The following is a 26,349-nucleotide window of genomic DNA, read 5'->3' on the forward strand; positions in this document are numbered from 1 at the left end:
TATCCGCCATTTTAGGGACCCAAACCATCTGGAGCGGGGCTATCGATCAAACTAGGAGCTCTATCCACCAGATAGCACGTTGTATCCGTCACATATGGAATCCTATCCATCAGAAAGCCCATTTTATCCATCACATTTAGATTACTATCCGCCAGTTTAGGCACCTAAACCATTTGGAGTGGGGCTATCAATCAAAAAAGGCGTGCTATCCACCAGATTGTCCGTTGTATCGATCACATTTAATGTTTTATCCGCCAGTTTGAGCAGCCAATCCGTCTGGAGCGGGGCAATCAATCAAAAAAGGCGTGCTATCCACCAGATTGTCCATTGTATCCATCACATATAGATTTCTATCCGCCAGTTTAGGCACCTAAACCATTTGGAGAAATGCTATCGATCAAAAAAGAAGGATACATTATTCATCACCTCCAGTAACCCAACCGTTTTCAAAAAATCCAATCCATCTAACCAGAAAGGATGTTGTACCCTATGGAAGAAGAAAAAGATTATTATCCAGAAGCCTCCAGATATACGTTGGCTGTTGTACTTTTTACGCTTATTGTTTGGGGTATTTATGATTGGCGAAATGCCCATGTCTATAGTTTTCAGTTCCTATTAATTAATGAAATTGTTATTACGCTTAGCATCGTGCGCTATATTTTGAAGAAGAGAGATCAGAAACGTATGCGCTCTTCATAGTCGTTACATATAAAATCATAAAAAGTGTCACATCTACCCTAGGTGTGGCTTTTTTTGTTGCATTTAATAGGGATGAGTACATTTGCAATAGAGAGGTGGTACTATGCAATTAACAGATGGCACACGGACATTTGAAACGGACATGATTGATGAGGCTGCCATTAAAAAGGATCGTGATGAGCAGGAGCGGGAAATGCTCAATGCCTTTGCACGTTATGCTTACTTACGATACAAGCAAATACGCGACAAAGTAAATCCTCGTAAATGCAGATATATGTATATCCATCAAGTTCGCCAGCAACTAACATCTCCCGCTAGGCTCCAACGTGTTTGCAAGTTGTTATCGATGACGGAAGAAGAAGTTCTATACATTGTGGAATTTGTGCGAAAGTATCTGAAATACGTGAAGTAAACCTCATCTCAATAGATGGGGTTTTTTTACATAATTTCTAGAGAGAATTGTTTCTCAACCACCCACTGGATATAGTATGATGAACGTGGATAAAGGAGTGAGAGTAGTTGAGATTTATTAAATTTCTAGTGGTCATCGTAATTTTCCTTGGCTTGGTTGGATACGGTGTATTACATTTCGGTACAAAATTTGCCTCAGAAAAGATTGTTGATACATTATCAACAGAATTAGAAAACAGTGGGCAAATGGACGAAATTAAAAACACGATTGAAAATGATCCGCAATTAAAGGCCTATATGGAGGAAGCCCAAACGGTAGATAGAAGTACATTGCCATTTACGACAAAAGAAGAGGCGACTAAAGTGTTGATTCAAAAAGTGGGGATCACAGAGCTGAATGATATTCGAGTAAAATTACAAGATGGCTCGATGACACAAGAAGAAGCCCTGCAAAAGGTTGAAGGGAAACTGTCAGATGAGGAAATCGCCGCTTTAAAAGTCATCGTTTATGAAGAGCTATATCAATAAAATGAAGCAGAAGCAAACGTTTGCTTCTGCTTGCTCATTAACCATCACAAATCATTAAAATATTCCCATCTAAATCTTGAATGTTGAAGTAAGCAAAGTCATCAAAACGTTCTATTTCACGAACAATTGGAATGCCTTTGTCTTTGATATATTGATAGGCATCGTCAATATTATTGGTGTAGAAGTTAAATAACACATGTTTTGATGGCTGAAGCTTAAAGCCCGGATCAAATGTGTGATCATCTAGGGTAATACCTGTTTCTGAGGTAACGGGTAGATTGTAAACAGGAGATACTACCTTTTCTTGAGAATAGGGCAGACCGAGAAGCTGACTATACCACTCTGCTGATTGATGTAAATCTCGGACATGAATAAAAACATTATTTACTTTTTTAGTAAGAGGGGACGCTGCAATTTTCATTTATTTACCACCTTTCCATTGTTTTAGTATAATTTCGCTAAAAATTTGATTTCACCTGCTTGTAAAGGCGTGCTGTTATGGCATGTCTTTTTTTTATGAATGTCCCTTTTTCTCGGAATTTCTTTATATAAGTATTGAAGATAGACACAACAGCAAGAAAGAGGGATGGGTATGATTTATCGTGTAGCGAAAAAGGGGAATTTTGTTGTATTGGACAAAGAATTTTTAAATGATGACCAATTAAGCTGGAAAGCAAAGGGGTTACTTGCCTATATGCTGTCTTTGCCAGATGATTGGTCTTTTAGCCTTTCAGATTTAGCGACACGAAGTAAATGTGGGCGAGAAGCGACAGCGAGTATTATGGATGAACTGATAGAGGCGGGCTATTTACAAAAAGCACAAAAAAGAACAAAGGATGGTAAGTTTGGCAAGGTGGAATTTTTCGTCTTTGAAGCGCCAACATGTGCTGCCATGCCGTCAACGGGATATCCGTCAACGGTAACACCGCAAACGGAAAAGCCGACACTACTAAAGAATAAGTTACTAAATAACCAATTACTAAAAAATAAAGATCATGATGATAAGAAACCTATGTCCACTGCCTCTCACTTTTATGTGCAACAAGGCTTTGGCTCTCAATGCGCCTATATCACGAGTAAAATTCATTATTGGCTCACTATTTTTTCGGAGGAAATGGTTGTCCATGCGATGAAGCTAGCTGTGGAACACAATGTTTTACGCTGGATTTATGTAGAAAAAATCCTGCAAAATTGGTTTAATAACAAAATAAAAAGTCTGGCAGATATCGCAATCGATCAACAGCATTTTCAAGCACGTAAGCAACAGGTGCAGCCGAAGAAAGCTAAAAGACGTCGAGAAATCATTCCAAAGTGGTTTCATCAGCGTCATGAAGAAGACCCTCCAAGTAATCAGCAGCCAGCTATTGATTTTGAAGCAGAACGTCAAAAAATATTAGCATTATTAGGGAGCGGATAATCATCCGTATACCATATTGGCTTCGTCCATGAAAAGTGATCATGATCCTGTAAAATTAGCTGAATTCTCTCTAAGGCGTCGTCAAAGGATGGTGGGTCATATTGACGTGTCCACACAATGGTTGAAAAAACAGTCATGGCAGCATATAAGGCATAGAGCTGCCAAAAAGTCTCGTCTGGAGCAGAGGGGAAATAGCCATTGATTTGCCCTATACAAAAGGGGATGCTATGTCGTCTACTAAATAAGGCGATGTTATAAAAATCATGATAGGGATCGCCCACATCAAAGCCATTAAAATCGATAATCCCATTGAACGTCTGGTCTTTACAAATGATGTGACCAAGATGGAAATCATCATGAAGTAGAGTAATGGGACGGTGCTTTAAAAGTGGCAAATGGGCATCAATAAAGCTCACAAGTTTAGTTTCCTGTGGAAGATGATAGGAGTCCTGTTGGTATGCCTTAAAATAAGTAAAGAATTTCTTTCGCTGTGATGCCTCCCAATTCATGTTTTGAGGGGGTTTCACTCGATGAATAGCGCTTAATTGTTTCCCAGCAGCTAGCCCAAGCTGATATTGCTCGGAGTCAGAGAGTTGATGGATAGTCTCATCTGCAGGGGAGCCTTCCAAAAAACTGACGACCATTGCGGATAAATTGGCCTCACGAAGCACCGTATAGTCAATCGCTTTATGCGTATGAACACCTTGTTTTGCTAGGTCTTGTAGCAATGCAAATTCCTTTTGGCGTTTTTCGTGATGCACAAGGTCTGATAATCGTACGAAATAACGCGTTTCCCCAACGGTTATGAGATATTTGTCATCAGGTGAATAGCCTTTGTTGACTTTTGTCATGTGCGTAAAACCGTGTAAGCTTGGTAATTGATTCATAATATCTACTAAACGCATATTTTTCTCCCTCTCTTTCAATATTTTAGAAGATACAAAATACTACAGGAGACATTGCTTTGTCAATATCTTGGAGAGAAGGAAGGGGTAAAAAATTCATATTGAAAACATAGTAAAAGAGCACAACTAACTAGAAATCACATAAGTGCGAGCATTTACTAACAATAAGGGAATGTCTTTGCTTTCAAGGGTCCTTCCCTCTCTAGCAGTAAGCCCCATGAGTACGATCCTCTTAGCAACAAACATTTCCCTAGAACTGTAAATAAAAAGTATGATTTGTAAAAAATTGATAGGAAAGGACGGTGCACTATGAGTTATGTTATTGAGAAACAAATGATGTCAGGGTTACCTAATCAGGCGCTTGTAGCAGTAAAATACGTTGTGGCGCATGAATCAGGGAATAGCAGTAATACAGGGCCATACGCATTGGAAAACGAGATTGCCTATATGAATAAAAATAAAGCCAATGCCTTCGTATCCCACTGGGTAGGCGGTGGTGGACGAATCGTACAAGTAGCCCCAGTGAATCGGGTGCAATATGGCTGCGGTCCGAAAGGCAATCCGTATAGCTATGCCCAGGTCGAGCTGGCGCGGACGTCTGACAAGGAACAATTTAAAAAGGATTATGCGGCATATATATGGCTGTTACGTAAACTAGCCATCGAGGCAGGGGTTCCTACTGTATTAGATGGAAGTGGTAATGGCATTAAGTCCCATCGTTGGATTGCCGACAATTTGGGTGGAACCACACATTCAGATCCTTTTGACTATTTAAAAAGCATGGGGATTACAGAAGCACAGTTCCAGCAAGACATTAAAAATGGACTTGAGGAGGGATTAACCGTGTCACAATATAATGAGCTGAAACAGGAAATCGAAGCGCTAAAAAGCTTGTTGGCTGAAAAAGCGAGTTTACAATCAAGCAGGGATGTAGGCGCAGCCCATAAAGAGGCGTGGGAATGGGCTGTTAATGAGGGCATCATCCGTGGGGATGGCAGTAAGAATATGAACCCAGCCGGCGTCCTCACGCGTGAGCAAATGGCGACCATGCTCAAGCGGTATTACGATAAATTTATAGCAACCAATTAACTTGGGGATACTGAAGGATAAAGCTCATTAGCAATCAAGAGCTTTATCCTTTTTCTTAGAATAGAGGTATTCTCAAACTTTTGTCGAATGTAGTAGAAGAGAGGAGGGGTTTGGATGATAACAAAAATAAGAAAAGTGAAATTTGAACAAGAAAGGAAAAATCCATTATATCAAGTAATTATGGAGTGTCCGGATGGAAAACAATTATATGTAAAGTTTGATTATACCTATAAAACGAAAAATTTTTGGCCACTAGAAGTAAATTATAATAAAAAGAACTACGGAGCGAAATTAGCATGGTATACCAATAAAGTCGAGAAAATGACAGTCGCTTTATTTTTAGAGACGATTGCTAAAAAAATCAACAAGAAATACGACTTTGACTTAAAGCAACAATAAAAAAGCAGCACCCTAACAAGAGTACTGCTGAAAAGCCTGTTCTTTATTTTGTCGAGATATAAACAATCAATGCTGCCTCATCAAATGTTACGTTTGCGCCAAGAGCCTGACTAACAAATCGTAAAGGCACCATTGTTGTTCCTTGATAAATTTCAGCAGGATGGCTAAGCGTGATTGTTGATGAAGTACCATTTGCATCAACATAAGCTTTTTTATTCCCCACACCAATCACAATTTTTTTACTGTCCTTTACTGCCGTCACTTTTTTTGTGGCACTATCATAGGAAACCGTTGCCCCAAGCGATTCAAAAATAGCCTTCATTGGCACGAGGGTTGTACCATTTTTCATATAAGCACCTGGCGTATAATTTTGTTTTTCATTATTCAAATAAACCGCCACTTTTGTCAATGCAGGAGCAACAGTTACTACAGGTGTCTGCGTATAGTTGCTTTGTCCGCCTGAAGACGATCCACCTTGATTGCTGCCATTGCCATTATGATAATGGTAGCCTGAACAAAGACCCTTTGCCTTTGATTTTTCTGAACAGTTGTGACCGCCATTACTATCTAGACGTCCAGGATGAGCGTCCGCAATAGAGGTTGTAGCGAAAAACAATGTCAGCATCGCTAAAAATAATACTAATTTTTTCATATAAATCCTCCTAAAATTGAAATACATGGTTATTATACTATTAAAAAGTAAATTTTGACATGTTTTTATAGGATTTTAGATTGAGAACAATGATAAATGAATACAAAAGTGGCACTAACAGACAATGGAATGCGTGTCTTGTTAGTGCCTTTTTTATACCTAAGTTTATCCAAAAAAGAGCATCAACCCTTTTTTGGATCAATGCCCTGCAACGAATTAACATCTTACATATTTACGTTTAAATCCAACTCGTCCTCGTTCTACTTCCTTTTGGATATTTTCATATGCGTGGAGTGTCGTGCTTTTTTTGTTATCTCGCTTCATTTCTACTGGACCAATAGCCTGTGCCGTTTCAACAGCCAGGTCGTGAAGTGGCACATAGGAAATGGCCACAGTGTAGAGAAAATTATTCATCGCAGATTTAGTCCGTTCTGGCGCATTATGAATGGTCGTTTTCACCACTTCGAGCATGTTGGCCAACTTGCTCTCTGAAAATTCGTTATCCTTGCGATTTCCTAATAACCAGCAATAGCAGCTCCAACCCGCTGACATTTTCAGCTCCTCACCGCTCGCAATCCATGCATCCGCCACTTCTTGGGCAATCGGTGCTTCCGCTAAAGTGACCGCTACGACATAATCAGACAGCATATAAAAATAAGCGGAATCCATCCAGCGATCAAAATCTTCTGCAGTCATTGCCTTTGGATCGGCAATAACCCCAGCAAAATACATCGCATCATAATTGCCTGTAGCATAGAGCTCCTCCGCTAAAGCCTGATCAATTTTTATTTTCTTCGCGATAGGCTTCATAGCACCTGTTGCTACGCCAAACAGTGGCTCATGCGCACCATTCGACATATACATTTTTTTCGTACGTTCCTTGCCTAGAGCCTCTAGCTCCTGCATCACCATTTCTGCATCCATACTAGCACTTCCTTCTTCGCTTTTTTCTACGTCATTCTTATTATCCTATAGTGGATGTCCTTTTGTCATGGTCGATGCTGTTTCACGAAGCGTGTTAAAGTCTATTCCAAATAAACATAAATTGTGCGGCATCAGACTCGAGGGCAATTTGGTGATAGTCAGTAGAATCATCATCTATAATCAAGCGACCTTTTTGCACATTTAAAATGGCATGTTTCACTGATTCTGGATGTTCCGTTGAGTAGTGGGAATCCTTTAGGAGGGTCAGGGCAGATCGACATTTATGTTTATCAATTCGCTCATTTTTTCCTTTGAAATATAGCTTTATTAGATAGGGGGTATCATCGATAATTAAACCGAGTTCAGGATTTGATCTTACTGTTAATTCCTCACAATACCAATTAGCCTTACCAGGTTCAAACCACTTTACATCTTTATTTTTAAAGAATTTCACATAGGCTTTTACAGCTTCTTGATAATTTTTCTGTCGGGCTGGGAGGGCATTGTCCACAATGTCGAGTAAATAGGAGTCATTCAAGCGCTGTTCATGGTATTTTTTTAAACCGTCGCGTAAGGCCTTCCAATAATCTTTAATCGGATGATAATCTCCCTGATATTTTATATCTTTCACAAACTTCGTCTTAGCTGCACTTCCTTTCATCGTAAAGTCTGTAAATTGAGTTAAACCAATTGATGGCTTTGTTATAATCGTCACGCTCACATCACCCTTCTTTCATCTTCCATAGATTAGTATTATATTGGCAAGCGTAAAATTATATGATTTTATCGAGATTTTGAACGGGGTAGAAAGAGTTCTATTAAGATAGAAAAATAAGTTTTTTAAGAAAATATGTTTAGATGTGTTTGAGCTGGGAATATAAATAGCGAGCTAGTCAAAGCTCAAAAAAATATTTAGGAGGAATAGAAATGGCTAACAAGCAAAACAATCGCAACAGAAACAACAATGAAAACATGACTGTCGAAGAAGCGGGACGTAAAGGCGGAGAAGCTACCTCCAGAAATCATGATCGTGATTTTTATGAAGAGATTGGACGTAAAGGCGGAGAAGCTACGTCTAAAAATCACGGTCAAGAATTTTATCAGGAAATTGGACGCAAGGGTGGGGAAGCTACGGCTGAAAACCACGGCGAAGAATTTTATGAAGAAATTGGACGCAAAGGCGGAGAAGCTACCTCAAAAAATCACGACGGCGATTTTTATGAGGAAATAGGCCGTAAAGGTGGAGAAGCTCGCAGTAAGCAGCGTAGTGATAACTCCAACGGTAACCGTCGTAATAACGATAACAACTAAATTATTCACGTATAATATAATCCTTCACACAAAAGGCGTTTGTAGTTGATTAACTACAAACGCTTTTTTATTGTGCATTTCCTCTAAAGCGCAGGATAAATTTGTTGAATTTCTCCTAATTGTAGTATATATTTAATCCGCTTCTATTATAGTATCAATAGCTTGTGTTTTAGAGGAAATGAGGATAGAGACATGACAAAAGAAAAAGAACTATATGATGTAATCTACGCCGTCATACAGGCTGTTGGCATGACGGTGACGATAAAACAAGACCATTCGGGTATTAATATGAGTTACAATTTCATTGGGGATTATGTAGGATTCGATGCAAAACGATTAATAGAAGCGAGAAATGAGCTAAAGCTGCCAATTTCACTTGAGGTGTATGTAAAAACAATGACCTTACATGAACTAGGGCATGCGATGGATCGTGATGCATTACAAGCATCACTACCACGCACAATTGAAATTTTTACGATGAAAAAACAATATTCCTTAAATGAGATTTATCGTCAGGAGCATCTATTAACGATGATGCTTGAAGAACACGAAATGAATATTCAATTTGAGCAAACAGCATGGGATAACGCAAGAGCTCTTAACCATATACACCAGTTCGTATCAGAAACAGACTTTGACAATATAATGCAGCATAGCCTTGCAACATATAAGACATTATATGAGCACGATGTGCAAGCCTATCACCATCTTTTGAACCAGCAGGTTGTTCAATTAGCATAGCTAGAAATCATTATTTCATACCTTGCTGGGAATAGATCATACCAAATAGGGCAATGTAATACTACTTGGAGGTGATTATTTTGACAAAAGGTAAGCAATATAAACGCCAGTCAGAATTGGCGGAATTAGCGACAGATTTAAGTCCAGATGATTTAGATGTGCGTGAAGATAATCCTTTAACACAGGAACAAAAGAAAAATTCGAACGAAAGTAATCGTTCAAACAAAGCACGCAAATCTCAATCATAACCTCTACACCACAATCACTTTGATTGTGGTGTTATTTTAATTTGGTAATTTTTGGACCGATGTCGAGGATACTTCGCTTTGAGGGGCGTATCCTGTAGCTTATTACAGTGTTCTATCCATCACTTAGCGCGTGCTATCCGCTACTTTTCTAATTTTATCCGTCACTTAACGCGTGCTATCCACCACTTTCCTGATTTTATCCGTCACATTGCGCGAGCTATCCACCAGAATAAAACGTATCCTCCACTTTGATTGCTCAATCCGTTACTTAGCGTGTGCTATCCGCTACTTTTCTAATTTTATCCGTCAAATTGAGCAATCTATCCACCAGAATAAAACGTTTCTTCCACTTTGATTGCTTTATCCGTCACTTAGCGCGAGCAATCCGCTACTTTTCTAATTTTATCCGTCACTTAGCGCGAGCAATCCGCTACTTTTCTAATTTTATCCGTCACTTAACGCGTGCTATCCACCACTTTCCTGATTTTATCCGTCACATTGCGCGAGCTATCCACCAGAATAAAACGTATCCTCCACTTTGATTGCTCAATCCGTTACTTAGCGCGAGCTATCCGCTATTTTTCTAATTTTATCCGTCAAATTGAGCAATCTATCCCCAACATAAAGCGTATCCTCCACTTTGATTGCTCAATCCGTTACTTAGCGCGTGCTATCCGCTATTTTTCTAATTTTATCCGTCAAATTGAGCAATCTATCCACCAACATAAAGCGTATCCTCCATTATTGGTCAACAGGTAGAGAGAGGCAACAGATATATTTACAAATATCGTCAATGCCTACTTTAAACAGAGGAATATATGTTAGAATTTATATAACTAATGAGAGGAGTTGGAAAAATTGTCTTTATTTATTGTATTTTTAGGGATCATTGTTATTGTTGGTATCGTCAGTAACGTAAGTAAACAACACAATAAATCGAACGATGAATCACATCATATTCACTCAACAAACGATTTTCTAACCCATGATACACAGATTTCCTCACAAGACAGCCATCATTGTGCTGATTCAAGTTCACCGACCAGTGATTCGTCCTGTGGCTCATCCGCTGACTGAGTAGAAAATGGAAGATGATTCTTTAAAAGGGTTGGATACTAGCTCGAAATAGTGACTGGAGTGATCAAGTTGGAGTGGAATGCGCTCCAAAGTGAGGTCAAAGTGATCCAAAGTAGTTAGGACCCGCTCCAAAGCGAGGTCAAGGTGATCCAAGGTAGTTAGTCCCCGCTCCAAAGCGAGGTCAAAGTGATCCAAAAGAGAGTGAACCCGCTCCAAAGTGAGTTCAAGGTGATCCAAAAGAGTTAGTCCCCGCTCCAAAGAGTGATCAAAGTGATCCAAAAAAGTGTGGACCCGCTCCAAAGCGAAGTCAAGGTGATCCAAAAGAGTTAGAACCCGCTCCAAAGCGAGGTCAAGGTAATCCAAAAGAGTTAGGCTCCGCTCCAAAGCGAAGTCAAGGTGATCCAAAAGAATGGGAACCCGCTCAAAGGAGTGACCAAAGTGATCAAATAAAGTGTCAAACCGCTCCAAAGCGTCATCTAAAGTGATCCCAAAAAGTTACCCACCGCTCAAAAGCAAGTCAACTGTTAAAAGCATATATTTCAGAATGCCCAAGACCTCCGTAGAACCTCCATTATCAATAAAGCTGGAACCTAATATACAGGTCTCCAGCTTTGGTTATATGTACGACTTATTTTAATTGTCTTGTTTTTGCATCTAGCATGTACTTAGCCAGATTGACATTAGGGGGAATTATACTTGCAGTCACTTGCCATTCAACGAGGGTTTTCTTAACTGTGTTAATCCTTTGTTTTCAGGAGCAGGTAATAAATATCTGGGACTGGTTTCTCTACAATTTCTATTTATTGCGCTGATTCATCGGTGATATGTTTGGCAATAAAGTAAGAATGGCTACGCATGGCTTGTAAAATGACAATTTACTTGGATGAAACAAAAGAAAACCGCTATGAGCAACATACTTCCTATGATATAGCGGCGCTTTTTCATAGAACTAAAAGAGTTGCAAGAGAACATAATTGATGATCCACCCTCCAATAAAACCAATTACCCCGGCGAACATTAACACACGTCCATGTGTTGTTGCTTCATAGTCTCTTTTCAGAACAACACCCATACAACATGCGACAATTCCTAAAAATAGGGGGAAAAAGCCAAGAGCTAGCACAGCCGATAGCCAGCCAATGGTTATTAGTATTTTTTTGCCGTTCTTGTCGTTATTCATATCGCACCTCCATTTCCTATCATATCCATTATATATAATTTGTGGTCTTCGTATGTATGAAAAATATGTGTCCAGACATAGCGAAGTGGGTAATGGATTGTGCCAAAAATACCCCGGATAAAGATGGATAATTACAATCACCAATCATAAGCGGGCATTCTATCTACCATTTGAAAAACGGCATCCCTTTTTCCTACAAAATGGTTAACTAATTATTCTCCCTAATAGGACAATAACGTCAAGTCCTACGATAATCGATGGAATCCGTTTGATGGAAAAATTTGTGGTTTGTGATACAAGACTCCATTATGTGGGGGCTATAAGTTGTTTTGAAGATAAACAAATAGCGCAAAGGGAACAAAATACCGTAATATAATAATAGGAACTGAAAAAAATAGATTTGGAGGGGAACTATGGGCTACATCATGGATTTACGTCGGGAGGTCGGCACGAAGCCATTGATCATGGTAGGCGCAAGTGTCCTCATTTTCAATGAAAACAACGAGCTACTTCTACAGCATCGTAAGGATAATGCGTGCTGGGGACTAATTGGTGGTTCGATGGAATTGGGAGAAACACTTGAAGAGGTGGCCATCCGGGAAATGTATGAAGAGAGTGGACTCATTCCTACTGACTTAGAGCTCTTAAACGTATTTTCTGGTCAGGAATTTTATTATCAATATCCACATGGGGATGAAGTTTTTAATGTCATTGCGGCGTATGAATGTCGTAGCTTTTCAGGTGAATTAAAGTATGATGAAGAAGAAGCAATGGCGATAGCATTCTTTCCACTGGATCAGCTGCCTAAGAAGATGAGCCCGCCAGATCAACAAGTCATAAATGATTATCTTCATAAAAAATAAGCAATAGATAGAGAGAATTTGGAGGGACTAAAAATATGATACGATTTGAAAACGATTATGCGGAAGGCGCACATCCAAAAATTTTACAGCAATTAGTAGCAACGAATGAAGAGCAATCACCAGGCTATGGGATGGATGAGCATTCGGAAAAAGCACGTGTCTATATTAAAAAAGCCATTGCAGACGAGCAGGCAGACATCCACTTTTTAGTTGGAGGAACGCAAACGAATACCACTGTGATCGCCTCTATCCTGCGTCCACATCAAGGGGTAATTGCAGCAACAACGGGTCATATTGCGGTACATGAAACAGGGGCAATCGAAGCGACTGGTCATAAAGTTTTGACATTGCCAAGTGATGATGGCAAGTTAACGGCTACACAGGTGAAAGCATGCATCGAAGGACATTGGCAAGACAGCACACATGAGCATATGGTGCAGCCAGGCATCGTGTACATATCACATCCTACTGAAAATGGCACGACATATAGTAAAGCAGAATTAACGGCTTTAAGCGACGTTTGTCGAGAGTATGGTCTGCCGTTATTCTTAGATGGAGCCCGTTTAGGCTATGGACTTGTGGCGCAAGATAGCGATTTATCTTTAGCAGAGATCGCCAAGCTTTGTGATGTATTTTATATTGGTGGCACGAAAATGGGGGCATTGTTTGGCGAAGCCGTGGTGATTGTCAATCCCGCATACCAAAAGGATTTCCGCTACATGATCAAACAAAGGGGAGGGCTGCTTGCCAAAGGTCGCTTATTAGGCATTCAGTTTGAAACTTTATTTGAAGATCAACTTTATATGGATATTTCCCATCATGCTGTTGACATGGCGATGCTAATTCGCCAGGCATTTATCGACAAAGGTTTTGACCTGCGCTATGATTCAAAAACTAATCAGCAATTTCCGATTTTACCGAACAGCTTGCTCGCAACACTAGGCGAAAAATACTCCTTCTCCATTTGGGAAGCATTCGATGATCAACACACCGTTGTTCGCTTTTGCACAAGCTGGGCTACTAAAAAGGAGAATGTGGATCGTTTGATCGAGGACATTCAACAATTAGCCTAATCATCCACTGCACCTATTTGTTGGGTGCAGTTTTTTTCTAATATTCCCTCATGATTGCTATAATAGTAATGAAAGGAAAGGTGGTCATCCATGACGCAGTATGTAGCACTTTTAAGAGGCATTAATGTAGGTGGGCACAATAAATTGAAAATGGCTGAATTAAGAGAAGCTCTTATACCACTAGGCCTGCAAAATATACGGACTTATATTCAAAGTGGCAATATATTATTTGAATCAAGTGAATCGGAAGTACGCTTACAGCAGCAAATTCAAGAAACCATCCAAACAGCTTTCAATATCTCAAGTATCGTGATGATTAGAACTGCCGAAGAACTGCTAGCCATCGTAAACAACTGTCCGTTTTCACCGCAAGACATAGCGGATGCAAGTGCTACAGCAACAGGGGAAAGTCTCCATGTCGCCTTACTGCCAATGGCACCTACGGAAGAGAATGGTGCTAAATTAGTAGCATATGAAAGTGAAAAAGAGCGTTGTATCATCAATGGCAGAGATGTCTATCTGTTATTTTACGATAGCATCCGTAATGCCAAGCTTAGTCAACAGCTGCCTAAACTGGAAGTACCAGCAACTGTTCGCAATTGGAAAACGATGATGAAGCTCGCTGCTATGGTGGATCAGTAAGAATTAATAAACAGTATTGGAGGGATAGGGTGAGACGAGATCAATTAAGTTATTTCATTTATCCAATTATCTATTTCATTGTAAGAACATTTAATCAATGGAGAAAAGATCAATCTATCACATGGACAGAAAATACGGTGACACTGATTGGAACAATGGTCATCATGTATGCTTTTATTTGGTTGTGGAATTGGTCAAAAAAGCCGTATCAATGGGGAAAGAACAAAAAGGAAACATAATACAGGAGAGCAAATTTCTACGCCCCTTGAAATGTTGCTCTTTGTAGCTGCTCAAAAAGTTACTTATCATTAATACATAAAAAAACTGCAGTGAAATGAATCACTGCAGCATAGAATTGGTTGATACCCTTTGAGGTTTTCATTAGTATTATAGCAAACTTCTTTTTTTCTGTATAGAAAACATTCCCTTTACATCATTTTTTGTAATGTTTGCATCATTATCTTATGGAAGTTTTCTTTATCCCACAATAGGAAGGTTCGCTGTTCACCCAATTCGTCTACTAATTGTTTTACAAGACAATAACCTACATAATAGGCTAGCCGAGTTGCTTGAAAATGCTGACCGCCATTGATGGAGAACCACTCTTTCCACACATAGGCTGCGTCATGTGTAGTTAAATCTATGAAAAATTGTTGAGCAATGGTCGATTGGTTCGTTTCAGCAAACTCCAGCCATTTTGGATCTTCTTCAAATGCAAAGTATTCATCTAATCTTGCCTGTACAATTTTTGTCGATAGATAAGTAGCGACCCCCTCCTGTAAAAGCCACGTAATAGGATGTACCCAATCAATTTTATCCCATTGAATCCCGTGCTTGTCGCTATACAAACAGTGTGCTACATGACCAAATTCATGACCGATAATAATGTTTAGATGTCGCTCATGCTTAGGCATTTTCTCTAAGCAAAAAGCAACATCAGGGTTATATTGACGGTAAGTAAAAGCATTACTTCCATATAAGCCAACAAGTAAATGTACATCACTAGTAAAATGAATTGTATACATTTTTTCATATTGGGCTGCGATGGTCGGAATGAACTTTTGAAGCTTATCTCTTAATCGCAATAAATCAGGCAAAATGACCGCATGTTTTTCTATTGCAGCCTGCTTTTTTTCCTCAACATGATGACAATGATAGTAAAAATACTCCTCATAATGTTTTTTATTAGAAGCATAGTAATCCGTCAAATATTTCGCAGTAGGTTGATAGTGTTGCACAAACTCAGTTACCGTATCGAAAATAATCATCATATGCTCCTGACCTAATTAAATTTTTCTGGCTTGGTCACTTTGATGGATGTGACTTCTCCACATTTTTTACAAAACGTTAAAATGAGCTGAAAAAGATGCTCTATATGTTGTCGCTGCTTTGCTCAATTAGAAAATTTAAAACAGTCGTTAAGTGTACATTATGGTTTTTGACACGCGAAATTATATCCTCCAATTTTTCTAGCTTCTGTTGCATTAGTTTGTCCATTTAAACCTGCGTCATCTCTTGAATCAATTATTGGGTTTCCACCCTGATCAAAACATCGATTCATGTAGTTCATTTTTTCTTTATGTGTAAGATATCGATCCCAGAAAAAATATCCAATGAAAGAAACCAAACCAATTCCTGCAAGCCATGCTACAACGGCGTATGGTGTTATTTCTCCATCTTCATTTTCTTTATAGATGATGTCGCCATCGTAATTTTCCATGTCTATCCCTAATGTTAAAAGTGTATTATTAACCTCTTTTAGAAGTTAGTGACTCTAGAGATTCATAATAATTTAATTCTTCATCTGTGAAATGATATTTTTCTTTAGCTGTCTCTTCATCAAACTCTAGTTTCTTTGTATTAAAATTATATAATACTGATTCGGCTAAAGCACTTTCTTTACTTGCTAGTTCATTGGCATGCGCAAAATTCGATAAAACCGTAGATAATTGTATAAACATTTAACTTTTCATTACAACGATTCTCCTTGTATTTTGTTAAAATAATACATTTATGTGTTATAATATGTATTATTTGTATTATTATACATGATGACCGCGGAAATGTATAATATAATAAAGAATGTGAGGTGTGCCTAATTGTATTTCTCAAATATCCAATTTTTAATGTTGGTATTTGCTTTTATTATTGTAGTTTTCAGTGCTATTAAGGTTTATCAAATAAGAAAGGAATATTTGATTAAGCAGAGGGAACTAGAGGCTGAATTCGAGAGAATCGAATTGGAGAGACAAAAAATAAAGGCAAATATAAGCGAACCTGAGAAAGCCAATAAATAAAATAACTTGCTTGTTTATACGCTATTTTATACATGCTTAAGCTAGTAATTTAACTAAGTGCTGTTAAATCAACAATGTATAAAAATAACCTGTAATCTAACTGAAAAGGCAGTAACACGAAGGGTTGGCCCTTTGTCGTTACTCCTTTTTAAAATGTTATGTAAAGTTAAAATGTATGAACGTGAATAAAACTTTTTTTGCAATGTTCTTAAAAAGTCCGAATAAAAACCAGTTACAATACGTTTTAAACGATTGTGCGAAGCGTAAGGGTACTCACATTTTAACACCTACAGTCTTAGTGGAGTATGTAGGTGCGAGTGGTAACAATATTACTTACTCAACACAAACAAAATATTCGTACCATTCATTTTGAAAAACAAGCAAAAGGTATTAATCCTTTTGCTTGGTTTTTTATTGTGTTTGATTGTTAAATGTAATGAGAAACTTATCCCAACGATCATTATTACAGAAAAAACAACCGTGAACGTTTCTTTATAATAGATGGATGTAACAGCCATGACAATCGAACTAATGATAAGGGCTACACGTAATAATAGATCTGTTTTTTCACTTGGATTAAAAAAATCTTGAAGAATAGCAAATAAATAAGCTAATCCGAAAAATATAATGTACTCATAAACCAACACAGGCTTCACAGAATCGGGAATTCCTAAATACAGTAATTGAAATACGACAAGAAGCAATGCTACATATTTTAAATATTTATAGGAATTTTTTGACAAATTATCACCCTTTTTTATAATAGATTAACATTATTAAACAAGTGTTAGTTATTTGTATAGGAGTTGATTTTTTGGTTTAAAATCGTCTATTAAAATCTTTTTTAGAAGATGAAATGTAAGTAAGCCTGTAGCCATTATAGAGCCGATTGGGCGAACATTTCCTTCACTCGTTATACTGCCAACTTGTCCCGTTGCAAATATGTCATTGCCGTATACTTGGCAAATTTGTTTATTTTCCATCTTATCACCTCGTTATGTAAATTTTAACATAAAAGTCATCTGGTCTGCTTAAAACTTCAAGGATATTAGTTTAAAAATAAATAGTTTAATGTTAAACTATTTTACGTTACTAATGAGAGTAAATGGAGGAATGAAAGATGGATCGAGTAAAAAATAAAGTCGCCTTAGTGACAGGGGGTGCGTCTGGAATTGGTTTATCAGCAGCTACACTATTAGCTAAGGAGGGCGCAAAAGTGGTCATTGCTGATTTCAATCTAGAGGGTGCTAAAGAAGCAGCTGATGCTCTAGTAAAAGAAGGGTTTGAGGCGTCAGCGATTTTCCTTGATGCTGGGGATGCTTCATCGATAGAAGGAGCGGTGAATTTTACTGTTGAACAATATGGAACTTTAACAGTCCTATTTAACAATGTCGGTCTAACCAATTTAAAGAAAGATTTAGATGTGGTGAATATTGATTTAGATGAATGGGACCGCTTAGTCAATGTGAACTTAAAATCAATTTTACTTGGCAGTCGTTTTGCGATTCCGTATATGCAAAAAGCGGGAGGGGGCTCAATTATTAATACCGCTTCCATGGCAGCATTTGCAAGTGATCAAATACGTACAGCCTATGGCGCTACAAAAGCAGGTGTAGTGAATATGACGAAAAACATTGCCACACAATATGGCAAAGATCATATTCGTTGTAATGCGGTTGCACCAGGTCTTATTTTAACACCAGCTGCCAAAAATAATATGTCAGAAGAAATGCTAGCGATCTATTCCAAATTTAATGCGCTCCCATATCATGGGGAGGCCGATGATATCGGTCATGCAGTTGTATTTTTAGCTTCGGATGAATCAAAGTTCATGACGGGCCAAACATTACAAATCGAAGGTGGGCATTATCTCGCTAATCCAACAATAGCCGATACAAATAACTGGTTAGCCACGTTATAAGCTAGCTAAAAGAGGTTGTCTCCTAATGGACAACCTCTTTTTCAACTACATTTGCGGAGCTTCCAATCCATACTGTGCCCATTCCTCTTTTGCTGGACCGTAAATGCCTGGCACCGTTAAACCAGCCTGGCGCATTAAAACGGTCATTTGTCCACGATGATGGCTTTGGTGCTGTAACAAAAATAACAGCAGGGAGCCGTTGGGCATTTGCTGGCCGATAAATTCAATCTTTTCCTTCATTGTCTCATCAGTCCATTGTGTTCGGATCGCGTCTACGAAGGCTTGACTGGCTTGAAGATAGCGATCTGCAATTAATTGTGCAGAAGTTGGAACAGGAAAATCTTGCGCAGGTGCTTCAAATGATAAATTCGTATTCGAAGTAATTATCCGAATAGCAGCCACGGTATGCCATGCTATACGTCCTAACGTCCAATTATCAGCAGTAATGACTTGATTAAGTGATTCATCCGTAAGTTGATTGAGTAGTTTGTGTGTAGCAGCCGCTTCAAAAGACCATGATTGTAAAAAATCCTCTACTGTTTGAAACATTAAAATACCTCCCAAAATATAGTAGTCTCATTTCTATTTTGCTATGTGCCCAAAAGAAAAACAAGATAATATATTGCATAAAAAGGTAATGCAATTGAAAGCATGATATACATCGTCCATTCACCGACGGTTAGTTTTCTTTGCCATCTCGTTAATTTAAGCTGTCGACGATAGATCATACTAGCCAATAAAATTGTTATTAAAGAAAGATCCTTTACATTACCTAAAAAGGTTATCACAGTATCAGCTCCTTTAGGCTGTTGCAATATATGTGATGAGTTAAGTGAACATACCGATCTGTGACAGTTTTCATTGAACAAAAAAGTGCGTCTCTATCTAACATAGAAACGCACTAACCATTTATTCATCTCGAATAACAATAAATACTCCACTAAAAATAAAGAGGGAGCCTAACCAGAAGGACAGCCCAATAGTTTCTCCTAATAACAACCAGCCTAAAAAAGTGCCGACTATGGGTTGAAAGAAGAAAAATAAGCCGCCGCTAGAAGCATTCATTAACTGAAGCCCTTTATTCCACAATAAAAATCCACCAGCTGTTGACACAATGCCCAGATAAAGCAAGCCCCCTGTAATCGTTGGCTGCAATACAGTTGTTAAATCTAACTCTTGTAACCCAGGAAGGACAAAAGGTGTTAATAGAATAATAGCAATCATCGATGAATAGGTTGTCACAACCATTTGAGAATACTCGCTCGGTACTTTTTTCACTAACACAGACATCAATGCCCAGGTTAAGGCAGCAATTAGTAAGTAGAGTCCACCTAATTGCTGCGTGACGTCGATTTGCCCATTGCCCACGATAATCCCGACACCAATCGTTGCGAGGACAATAGATATACATTTTTTGAGCGTTATACGTTCCTTCAACATCAAACGTGCAAAGACAACCATAAAAGCAGGAGTTGTCGCTGTAATAATCGCGCCCATCTGAGCAGTAGATAGCAAGGTACCCATTTCTTGCGTAACAATTGAAATGGTATTGCCAATGAGGCCCACAAGAAAAATGACTAGCCAATCTTTTTTAGCAATTTTCCACGATTGCTTCATCATGATGCCAATAATGCCTAGTGCCACCACCGCAATTAAATAACGAATCCAAACAAGCTCCAATGGTGGCACAACATCCACCACTACTTTAACTACTACATACATGGCGCCCCATATACTCGCTGCTAGCGATAAAAAGCTAGCGCCGATCACTTTATTTCTCATGTTTTTTCCTCCGTTTTCATAGATCCCTATGCCCTTAACGGAGAAAAAGTTCTTCTACCGTTAAGGAAGAAGAAGTCCTGGTACGTCCTGTTCAAATAATGGAGCAAACATCATATCAATTACACCATCCTATTTTTCATTTTTTACTTAGTATAATGGAATACGTCTTGTTTTCATAGTGTTCGGGAAAATGCACCTTTGTAACTTTATTAAAATAATGGCTTTGGAAATCCATTCAGGTGAGCAATAATTGAGATTTGTCCAACATGGTATGCCTCATGTGTGTAAACATGATGAAACAACCACTGAAATGTTGGGACTGAAGGTGGCGTCCAGCCATCAGAAAACCTTGGTACTTCTACTAATGCATTAAGTTCTGATTGGTCCAATGTATGGAGAATGTCATCCGTATAATTTCTAATTTGAATATAGCTATCTAGTAGTTCTTTAGGCGAGCAATCCTCATGAAGATGTAATATACAACTCTTTCTAAGGCCAATTTCATTTACCCAATAGTCCTCGCTACTTGCTATATGAGAAATAATCCAAGCTAGATTATTGGGATAGCCATCTGATGTCTTAAACCAAAATGCCTCATCAAGTTTAGTTAGGTAAGGTATTAACGTTTTTCTAAGATCATTCCGATATGGAAACAGCAAAAAAATCAATCCTTTCATATATTGATAGTAGATAACGAAGAATAAAAAAATCACCTACTAACAGGTGATTAATTACGACTGCCTTTAAGTTCTCTTCCAATGAATAGAACACCCATTCCATACACAATAGAAATAGCTAAAGGTACAAGAGTGAAAGCATGTTCTACAAAGAACCCACCAAAGATGAGAGCAGAAAAACAAGCGCCTAACGTAATGAATAAATAAGCTTTACTTTTATAAATCCATAAGTAAGGAAGAAAATGAGAGCCTGCAAGTAAACCAATGGTGAAGGGAAGGTAGTCAGGTATTTTCATATACACAAGAATAAAGACAGGTAGATAAAATGCTTGAGGAGCGGCAACGATCCCTCCTAAAGTCCCTAAAGGGTTACCAGGAACGTTTAAATTAACACCAAGGATTTTACTAATGAAAAACCCAATAGGAAAAATCGCACCTAAGCCAAATATCCAAATTAAACGAACAACTTCTATTGGAAAAACAAAGGGCATGAGGGTAAAGAGTAAAAAGACAAAGGCGCCAGCAAGCAAAATCGGAAATCCTTTTTTCGCTTCAACAATCATTTCATGTTGTAAATGTCCAAGTGTTCTATTCATAAACGACCACCTTTCGTATCAATAAAATACCACTATAATATACCAGTATTACACTATTTTTACCATGGATGATTTATGAATGGAAATTTTGTGATTACTTTCTTGAAAGAAAATATGCACTGTTTATCCCTCTGATATGTAAAAATAAACTGCTAGGAGATAAATGCAGATATAAAAGACCGCAATTAATTTATACATTGATGAAGAATAGTATTTATCAAAACTAGAGGGAAGCAATACCACAATTGAGAGTATTACAATCAAGATATACAAAGGACTATATGTCAGTTGTGAAAGTAAAGTAGTTATAGGTTGTTCTGTTATATCAGTCATATTGCCTCCAAATAAAGAAACGAACTCCATTCATTTTAACAGTATTTTATTTAAGTGTTATTGGTAAATGTAGGGGATAGGATATAACTTTGTAAGAAAATTTTACTGAACAATAAGAGGAAAGAAACTATTTAGGGTCACCTTGGATAGTGGTGACCCTAAGTAACATTTGAGGAGGCAGTGACATTCAACCACCACCACAACCAAAAAAGTACGTTCGATACACTTTGTATAATAATGAAAAAGGGACAAAATAAATGACTTACAAATTTCCTTTAATATCGTTTTCTTTTGTTTCAAAGCATAGATTGACTGTTCTGCCAGTTGAACGTGTTCTATGCTGGGTGAAAGCTGGCACTTTAAATATTTCACCTGGAAGTAGAGAAATAGTTTCGCTATTTTTTAAATCAATAAATAACTCTCCCTCAAGAACCATAAATAATTCATCTGTGTCATGTTCATGCCAATGATATTCTCCATCTATAACGGCTATTCTTACCACATGATCATTTACTTCAGAGACTATAAAATTTGTATACTCTGAGATATCAGAAACTGTTTGTAGTAGATTTATTTTTCCAGGCATTGGGTGCATAAATTAGCTCCTATCAATAATAGTTATTATTGGAATTTTACAAGATCAATATTAAAAGCACAATAATATCCTAACATTTTTCTTATAGAGGCATGTTATGGGCCATGATTTGTGATTTCGCTAGATTTGTAATGGTGGGGGTACAAATGCTGGCAGCGGTTACGCAGAATTATAGGGCATATATAAGGGTAGTTACTGGAAAGAATATTTTTTAGTCCATTCCAATCAGCCTCTGTTTTTTAACTTTTTTTCCGTTTCCATACCCAAACTGAAAACAGAGAAAACCATACAAAAGAAAAATAATATTTGTGCGAATTTGTCTGCAGTCCAATACCCTAAAAAATGCATGAAAACAAGGATGACAAATAAAATTGTTGAAACAATATGCGTATAGAAACGTACATTACTAGACATATCTTACCTCCAATTTATGTAAATTATTTGCATTTCAAGGTTAACATAAATTGATCTATTTCAATAGCCCTTTACCATTATTGAATGCTTCATGAACTTCTTTAAGGTAATATTTATAATTATTTTTATATTTTTTGCAACCTTTTTTTGCCTTTAAACGAGGATAGGTTGAAAGGTGGGAAGAGATGGAACTTGAAACAATATATATCACCTATATGAATGATATATATCGCTATTTATATTCACTTACCAAAAATCATAATGCAGCTGAGGATTTGCTTCAGGACACATTTACAAAAGCACATATCACTCTTCTTGGACAAGAAATTCAAGACATTAAACCTTGGCTTTTTAAAGTTGCTTATTATACATATATCGATCGTACTCGAAAAGAAAAGCGATATATTACTTCTGACAATGTCGATCAAATTCATTCAAATACACCGGAACAAATCATTGTTGAACAAGATGCTTATCAAAAATTATTAAAGCTACTAGAACAAATTAAACCAATCGAGAAACAAGTTATCTTGTTATGTGATGTGCATGACTGTACGAATGAGCAAGCTGCAAACATTTTACATTTAAATTTGAATACAGTGAAAAGTCATCTAGCGCGAGGACGTAAAAAAATGCGTGCACTGATTATGAAGGAGGAATAGAGTTGGATTCTTATAAACAATTATTACAACAAGCAAAAGATAGTAATGATAGAGATGCACCTTCTACAACTAGTATAAAAAAAGCCATTGCATCATCGAAGTGGAAACTAATTTTAACCACGCTGACAATTGCCCTGTTAATTGTTCCTACTTGTTATATGCTAACGTTTCTGTATTATGCTTTTGGTACGAAATCGACAACATTAATGGATGTAACAAGCCAAACACTTTATGTAACAGAACCAAATACAACATTAGAAGAACTGGAATTCGATATGGATTTTTCACTTTTTTCGATGGGCTTATCATTTGAGCAATACAAGCAAATAGGTGATGAGGTTTATCCTATTAAACATTATGATACTCGCTTTATGCTGAATGATTTAGTAGAAAAGAAAATATCTTCTAAACTGGAAAAAACATATCCTAAATACCCAACGGAAACGAATCAGTGGCTAGTTCATCCTCAAAATCGAGCAGAGTTTAATTCAACGGAGGAACGACAAAAATTAAAAGGATTACCAAACGAGACCGTTGTGGAAGCATATATTTCTTTAAACGATTTATATACGGTGGATGAAGTGATAAAGCAAATGCCGAAAGTAGACGTTACATGGGCAGCAATTTATACCGGTGTAGAAGACACTATGCTTAGTGCTAAGGGGAATGTTGTATCGCCAATTGGCTATCCAGTACAACCAGATCAGACAAATTGGTCGCCATTTAAAGGTTCTCCTTCTCATGAAAAAACTTTTTTATCCATCTTACGCTTTCTAGCTAACTATGAAGAGACTGCAACGGCTGTTTCTCCACATAAAAATCTTGAACTTAAAGAACGAATCCATTATTTAGAACAACACGACATGAAAACGTATGCTGTTGTCATTACAGGTCCTAAAGCTGAAATCGAACAGTTACAAAATAATACAATGATTAAACATGTAAAACTTGGGGAGGTTAAATTATGGAATTGGGTGCATTAACAAAACAGTCCATTTTTAATGTCTTTGGCTGGGCTAGTGTTAGCTTTGGCTTGTGGACACTTATTATGATAAATAGTTGGATTATCATAGGTTATCATACGCCATTTGCTAGTCAAAATTTTATTATCTTAACATTTATTTTTGGTATTCTTGCTGTCCTATCAAAATCTAGCCGTTCACTTGGGAAGTGGGGTATCTTTCTCGGCTGCTATCTTGTCGTATTTATGACTGTCATATTTATGGTTGGATGGGCGATTACACCTTTTCCTTAAAGAGAGGAATTCTTTTTAATGAAGCCCAGGTACTCAATTATTTGAGCCTGGGCATTTTTCTGTCGTTTAATGAACTTAGTAGGCCATTGTGTCACAGTAAGATGGCTATTTTTTCATTTTACGTATATATACAAGTTGTCCGATATGGTATGCATTATGAGTCGCCGCATTCGAAATGATTGCCCACCATTCTGCCTTTACAGGATAGCCATTTACAATAGATAAAAGTTGCTCTTCCTCAATGAGCTCTTGCCATTGGAGTAGTATTTGTAACAGCTTTTCTTTTAATTCAGAGAAGGTCTCCTCATCTCGAACAAGAAAAGTGTCATCGTTATTCGTCTTTGTACTGGTATTAACTTCATTGACCTTATACCATAATTGCCACGTTTCATTCCAAAAAATTAGATGTTGGACAATTTCAGCTATACTATGACTGGACTCATCAGGTTTCCAAAATGCCTCTTCTTCAGTTAGTCCATCAACAGCTTCATCGAATGAGATATACCAACTACGATCATTCGCATTAGCTAGCAGTTGATCTAACAATATCGTCTTCGCATTTATCATTCACTTTTCATCTCCTTTATTTTTTAATATATCATTCTCCCGGAGCGGGGGAAATAAGAACTAAATTAGTATAGCTCTCATTATTAGTTTGTAAAGTAATCATTCCTTCTATAAAGTTAAGGAATAAGCAATAGAACTAGTAAAGGAGAAAATGGATATGTTATATTATGTTATTGATGCTTTTACAGATATACAGTTTGGTGGGAATCCTGCAGGCGTAGTAATTTATGAAGATTTAAACGAAGCGTTTATGCGGAAATTTGCTGCAGAAGTTCGTTTTTCAGAAACAGCATTTATTAAGAAAATAGATAATAAAAATTTTGATATCAAATTTTTTACACCGACCGCACAGGTTGACCTTTGTGGACATGCCACGATTGCATCCTTCAAAGCCCTATTGGACAGCCAACTAATTGAAGATAATAATACCTATCTTATGAAAACACGCGCAGGTACACTTTCGGTTGAAGTAAATCAATCCTTTATCAGGATGGAGCAAGCGGAACCTAAGCTAGGAAAAATATTTAATGATTATAATTGTTTATCGAACCTTTTTAATATTGATACAAATGAAATAGGAGATAAAACTTTTAATTTAGTACCTCAAGCTGCGAGCACAGGTCTTTGGGATATAATGCTGCCAATAAAAACAAAGGAAGCCCTGTATGCTTTAAATCCTGATTTTAAAGGACTTGCTGACTATGCAAAAATAAATAATATAGGTGGATTTCATGCCTTTACGCTAGACACAGAAATAGGAGTAGGAGAGAGTCGAAACTTTTGTCCACTCTACGGAATTGATGAGGAAGCTGCCACAGGTACGTCAAATGGGGCATTAACCTATTATCTATTTAAGAACCATGTATTAAATGATTTTAACCAAGAGTACACATTCCTACAGGGATATAGTATGGGAAGACCTTCTACTATTATGACAAAATTAGTTAATGAAAATAGTCCAAGAGTTATAGTTGGTGGGAATGCCGTTATTTTGACAAAAGGGAAGCTTTACTAAACGTAAAAAATATGAATCAACAAAGCTACTTTATCTAGGAAGCGTAAAAAGGGTCACTGGTTAAAGTGACCCAAAA

At 37.5% G+C, this 26,349-nt stretch carries 36 protein-coding genes; 18 read left to right on the plus strand and 18 right to left on the minus strand.

Annotated features, from left to right (window positions below; translation table 11 throughout):
* Window positions 1-489: 489 nt before the first annotated feature.
* From MKY49_RS09460 to MKY49_RS09470, 3 genes are all read left to right on the plus strand, one after another.
* A complete protein-coding gene (locus MKY49_RS09460; protein WP_274796873.1) occupies window positions 490-699 on the plus strand; it encodes a hypothetical protein in 210 nt (69 codons plus the stop codon).
* 103 nt (window positions 700-802) lie between these two features.
* Window positions 803-1,111, plus strand: coding sequence for a hypothetical protein (locus MKY49_RS09465; RefSeq protein WP_274796874.1), 309 nt, complete (start codon window positions 803-805; stop codon window positions 1,109-1,111).
* A 107-nt stretch (window positions 1,112-1,218) separates the two neighbouring features.
* Window positions 1,219-1,638 carry a hypothetical protein gene (locus MKY49_RS09470; protein WP_274796875.1) on the plus strand — a complete coding sequence of 140 codons (420 nt, stop codon included), beginning with the start codon at window positions 1,219-1,221 and terminating at the stop codon, window positions 1,636-1,638.
* Between the two features lie 37 nt (window positions 1,639-1,675).
* Here the strand turns inward: MKY49_RS09470 and MKY49_RS09475 are convergent, their stop codons facing one another.
* A complete protein-coding gene (locus MKY49_RS09475) occupies window positions 1,676-2,059 on the minus strand; it encodes a VOC family protein (protein WP_274796876.1) in 384 nt (127 codons plus the stop codon).
* A 171-nt stretch (window positions 2,060-2,230) separates the two neighbouring features.
* Between MKY49_RS09475 and MKY49_RS09480 the strand changes: the two genes are divergently transcribed.
* Window positions 2,231-3,055 carry a DnaD domain protein gene (locus tag MKY49_RS09480; protein WP_341386068.1) on the plus strand — a complete coding sequence of 275 codons (825 nt, stop codon included), beginning with the start codon at window positions 2,231-2,233 and terminating at the stop codon, window positions 3,053-3,055.
* Here MKY49_RS09480 and MKY49_RS09485 read toward each other — a convergent pair.
* Complete coding sequence (locus MKY49_RS09485) at window positions 3,022-3,960, minus strand: aminoglycoside phosphotransferase family protein (RefSeq protein WP_341386069.1); 939 nt, start codon at window positions 3,958-3,960, stop codon at window positions 3,022-3,024. The two genes, MKY49_RS09480 and MKY49_RS09485, sit on opposite strands and share 34 nt — an antisense overlap.
* A 309-nt stretch (window positions 3,961-4,269) precedes the next feature.
* Between MKY49_RS09485 and MKY49_RS09490 the strand changes: the two genes are divergently transcribed.
* Both MKY49_RS09490 and MKY49_RS09495 read left to right on the plus strand, forming a co-directional pair.
* Complete coding sequence (locus MKY49_RS09490) at window positions 4,270-5,049, plus strand: N-acetylmuramoyl-L-alanine amidase (protein ID WP_312506179.1); 780 nt, start codon at window positions 4,270-4,272, stop codon at window positions 5,047-5,049.
* Between the two features lie 114 nt (window positions 5,050-5,163).
* The gene (locus MKY49_RS09495; protein ID WP_274796881.1) at window positions 5,164-5,448 is read left to right on the plus strand and encodes a hypothetical protein; all 285 of its coding nucleotides are present in this window, start codon (window positions 5,164-5,166) and stop codon (window positions 5,446-5,448) included.
* A 43-nt stretch (window positions 5,449-5,491) separates the two neighbouring features.
* On the opposite strand, the gene MKY49_RS09500 is transcribed toward MKY49_RS09495, so the two are convergent.
* The 3 genes from MKY49_RS09500 to MKY49_RS09510 all read right to left on the minus strand — a co-directional run bounded on the left by MKY49_RS09500 (window position 5,492) and on the right by MKY49_RS09510 (window position 7,739).
* Window positions 5,492-6,100, minus strand: coding sequence for a copper amine oxidase N-terminal domain-containing protein (locus MKY49_RS09500; protein WP_274796882.1), 609 nt, complete (start codon window positions 6,098-6,100; stop codon window positions 5,492-5,494).
* A 216-nt stretch (window positions 6,101-6,316) separates the two neighbouring features.
* Window positions 6,317-7,024, minus strand: coding sequence for a DNA alkylation repair protein (locus tag MKY49_RS09505; protein ID WP_274796883.1), 708 nt, complete (start codon window positions 7,022-7,024; stop codon window positions 6,317-6,319).
* Between the two features lie 94 nt (window positions 7,025-7,118).
* Window positions 7,119-7,739, minus strand: coding sequence for a hypothetical protein (locus MKY49_RS09510; protein WP_274796884.1), 621 nt, complete (start codon window positions 7,737-7,739; stop codon window positions 7,119-7,121).
* A 212-nt stretch (window positions 7,740-7,951) separates the two neighbouring features.
* Here MKY49_RS09510 and MKY49_RS09515 point away from each other — a divergent pair, with 212 nt between their 5' ends.
* The 3 genes from MKY49_RS09515 (at window position 7,952) to MKY49_RS09525 (ending at window position 9,324) form a co-directional block, all read left to right on the plus strand.
* Window positions 7,952-8,335, plus strand: coding sequence for a KGG domain-containing protein (locus tag MKY49_RS09515; RefSeq protein WP_445928402.1), 384 nt, complete (start codon window positions 7,952-7,954; stop codon window positions 8,333-8,335).
* A 192-nt stretch (window positions 8,336-8,527) separates the two neighbouring features.
* Entirely contained in the window at window positions 8,528-9,076 is a 549-nt protein-coding gene (locus tag MKY49_RS09520) for an integrase (RefSeq protein WP_341386070.1), read from the plus strand.
* Between the two features lie 80 nt (window positions 9,077-9,156).
* The gene (locus MKY49_RS09525; RefSeq protein ID WP_274797402.1) at window positions 9,157-9,324 is read left to right on the plus strand and encodes a hypothetical protein; all 168 of its coding nucleotides are present in this window, start codon (window positions 9,157-9,159) and stop codon (window positions 9,322-9,324) included.
* 2,026 nt (window positions 9,325-11,350) lie between these two features.
* Here the strand turns inward: MKY49_RS09525 and MKY49_RS09530 are convergent.
* Window positions 11,351-11,581, minus strand: a complete 231-nt coding sequence (locus tag MKY49_RS09530) for a hypothetical protein (protein ID WP_322611006.1) — start codon at window positions 11,579-11,581, stop codon at window positions 11,351-11,353.
* A 413-nt stretch (window positions 11,582-11,994) separates the two neighbouring features.
* Between MKY49_RS09530 and MKY49_RS09535 the strand changes: the two genes are divergently transcribed.
* The 4 genes from MKY49_RS09535 (at window position 11,995) to MKY49_RS09550 (ending at window position 14,398) form a co-directional block, all read left to right on the plus strand.
* On the plus strand, window positions 11,995-12,444 hold the full coding sequence (locus tag MKY49_RS09535; protein WP_322604937.1) for an NUDIX hydrolase: 450 nt from the start codon (window positions 11,995-11,997) through the stop codon (window positions 12,442-12,444).
* A 35-nt stretch (window positions 12,445-12,479) separates the two neighbouring features.
* Window positions 12,480-13,517 carry a threonine aldolase family protein gene (locus tag MKY49_RS09540; protein ID WP_341386071.1) on the plus strand — a complete coding sequence of 346 codons (1,038 nt, stop codon included), beginning with the start codon at window positions 12,480-12,482 and terminating at the stop codon, window positions 13,515-13,517.
* A gap of 90 nt (window positions 13,518-13,607) precedes the next feature.
* Window positions 13,608-14,159: a DUF1697 domain-containing protein gene (locus MKY49_RS09545; protein ID WP_312506167.1), complete on the plus strand. Its 552-nt coding sequence runs from the start codon at window positions 13,608-13,610 to the stop codon at window positions 14,157-14,159.
* 29 nt (window positions 14,160-14,188) lie between these two features.
* Window positions 14,189-14,398, plus strand: coding sequence for a hypothetical protein (locus MKY49_RS09550; protein ID WP_312506166.1), 210 nt, complete (start codon window positions 14,189-14,191; stop codon window positions 14,396-14,398).
* Window positions 14,399-14,587: 189 nt separating this feature from the next.
* On the opposite strand, the gene MKY49_RS09555 is transcribed toward MKY49_RS09550, so the two are convergent.
* From MKY49_RS09555 to MKY49_RS09575, 5 genes are all read right to left on the minus strand, one after another.
* Window positions 14,588-15,427, minus strand: coding sequence for a hypothetical protein (locus MKY49_RS09555; RefSeq protein ID WP_341386072.1), 840 nt, complete (start codon window positions 15,425-15,427; stop codon window positions 14,588-14,590).
* A 161-nt stretch (window positions 15,428-15,588) separates the two neighbouring features.
* Window positions 15,589-15,879, minus strand: a complete 291-nt coding sequence (locus tag MKY49_RS09560) for a hypothetical protein (protein WP_274796892.1) — start codon at window positions 15,877-15,879, stop codon at window positions 15,589-15,591.
* A 28-nt stretch (window positions 15,880-15,907) separates the two neighbouring features.
* The gene (locus tag MKY49_RS09565; protein WP_341386073.1) at window positions 15,908-16,120 is read right to left on the minus strand and encodes a hypothetical protein; all 213 of its coding nucleotides are present in this window, start codon (window positions 16,118-16,120) and stop codon (window positions 15,908-15,910) included.
* A 665-nt stretch (window positions 16,121-16,785) separates the two neighbouring features.
* A complete protein-coding gene (locus tag MKY49_RS09570) occupies window positions 16,786-17,199 on the minus strand; it encodes a hypothetical protein (protein ID WP_341386074.1) in 414 nt (137 codons plus the stop codon).
* Window positions 17,200-17,247: 48 nt separating this feature from the next.
* Complete coding sequence (locus tag MKY49_RS09575) at window positions 17,248-17,439, minus strand: hypothetical protein (protein ID WP_274796894.1); 192 nt, start codon at window positions 17,437-17,439, stop codon at window positions 17,248-17,250.
* Between the two features lie 137 nt (window positions 17,440-17,576).
* On the opposite strand from MKY49_RS09575, the gene MKY49_RS09580 reads away from it, so the two are divergent.
* Window positions 17,577-18,377, plus strand: a complete 801-nt coding sequence (locus MKY49_RS09580) for an SDR family NAD(P)-dependent oxidoreductase (RefSeq protein ID WP_341386075.1) — start codon at window positions 17,577-17,579, stop codon at window positions 18,375-18,377.
* Window positions 18,378-18,422: 45 nt separating this feature from the next.
* Here the strand turns inward: MKY49_RS09580 and MKY49_RS09585 are convergent, their stop codons facing one another.
* From MKY49_RS09585 to MKY49_RS09610, 6 genes are all read right to left on the minus strand, one after another.
* Window positions 18,423-18,926: a DinB family protein gene (locus MKY49_RS09585; RefSeq protein ID WP_341386076.1), complete on the minus strand. Its 504-nt coding sequence runs from the start codon at window positions 18,924-18,926 to the stop codon at window positions 18,423-18,425.
* Window positions 18,927-18,967: 41 nt separating this feature from the next.
* Window positions 18,968-19,165: a hypothetical protein gene (locus MKY49_RS09590; protein ID WP_322611003.1), complete on the minus strand. Its 198-nt coding sequence runs from the start codon at window positions 19,163-19,165 to the stop codon at window positions 18,968-18,970.
* 121 nt (window positions 19,166-19,286) lie between these two features.
* Window positions 19,287-20,159, minus strand: a complete 873-nt coding sequence (locus MKY49_RS09595; RefSeq protein WP_341386077.1) for a DMT family transporter — start codon at window positions 20,157-20,159, stop codon at window positions 19,287-19,289.
* Between the two features lie 209 nt (window positions 20,160-20,368).
* Window positions 20,369-20,818, minus strand: coding sequence for a DinB family protein (locus MKY49_RS09600; protein ID WP_341386078.1), 450 nt, complete (start codon window positions 20,816-20,818; stop codon window positions 20,369-20,371).
* A gap of 68 nt (window positions 20,819-20,886) precedes the next feature.
* On the minus strand, window positions 20,887-21,432 hold the full coding sequence (locus MKY49_RS09605; RefSeq protein WP_322611002.1) for a DUF7010 family protein: 546 nt from the start codon (window positions 21,430-21,432) through the stop codon (window positions 20,887-20,889).
* Window positions 21,433-22,027: 595 nt separating this feature from the next.
* Window positions 22,028-22,351, minus strand: a complete 324-nt coding sequence (locus tag MKY49_RS09610; protein ID WP_312506353.1) for a cupin domain-containing protein — start codon at window positions 22,349-22,351, stop codon at window positions 22,028-22,030.
* 608 nt (window positions 22,352-22,959) lie between these two features.
* Between MKY49_RS09610 and MKY49_RS09615 the strand changes: the two genes are divergently transcribed.
* Genes MKY49_RS09615 through MKY49_RS09625 form a run of 3 tightly spaced genes read left to right on the plus strand, consistent with a single transcriptional unit; the run spans window position 22,960 to window position 24,691 of the window.
* Window positions 22,960-23,436 (plus strand): sigma-70 family RNA polymerase sigma factor, encoded by a 477-nt coding sequence (locus MKY49_RS09615; protein WP_312506152.1) that lies wholly within the window; start codon window positions 22,960-22,962, stop codon window positions 23,434-23,436.
* Window positions 23,437-23,438: 2 nt separating this feature from the next.
* Entirely contained in the window at window positions 23,439-24,419 is a 981-nt protein-coding gene (locus tag MKY49_RS09620) for an anti-sigma factor (protein WP_312506150.1), read from the plus strand.
* The gene (locus MKY49_RS09625) at window positions 24,401-24,691 is read left to right on the plus strand and encodes a hypothetical protein (RefSeq protein ID WP_312506148.1); all 291 of its coding nucleotides are present in this window, start codon (window positions 24,401-24,403) and stop codon (window positions 24,689-24,691) included. Before MKY49_RS09620 ends, MKY49_RS09625 begins: the two co-directional genes overlap by 19 nt.
* Before the next feature lie 105 nt (window positions 24,692-24,796).
* Here the strand turns inward: MKY49_RS09625 and MKY49_RS09630 are convergent, their stop codons facing one another.
* Window positions 24,797-25,258, minus strand: a complete 462-nt coding sequence (locus MKY49_RS09630; RefSeq protein ID WP_341386079.1) for a DinB family protein — start codon at window positions 25,256-25,258, stop codon at window positions 24,797-24,799.
* Window positions 25,259-25,415: 157 nt separating this feature from the next.
* Here MKY49_RS09630 and MKY49_RS09635 point away from each other — a divergent pair, with 157 nt between their 5' ends.
* Window positions 25,416-26,273 carry a PhzF family phenazine biosynthesis protein gene (locus MKY49_RS09635; RefSeq protein ID WP_341386080.1) on the plus strand — a complete coding sequence of 286 codons (858 nt, stop codon included), beginning with the start codon at window positions 25,416-25,418 and terminating at the stop codon, window positions 26,271-26,273.
* Window positions 26,274-26,349: the final 76 nt, after the last annotated feature.

The sequence above is a fragment of the Lysinibacillus sp. FSL M8-0134 genome, from assembly GCF_038069745.1.
Lineage (GTDB): Bacteria > Bacillota > Bacilli > Bacillales_A > Planococcaceae > Lysinibacillus > Lysinibacillus irui.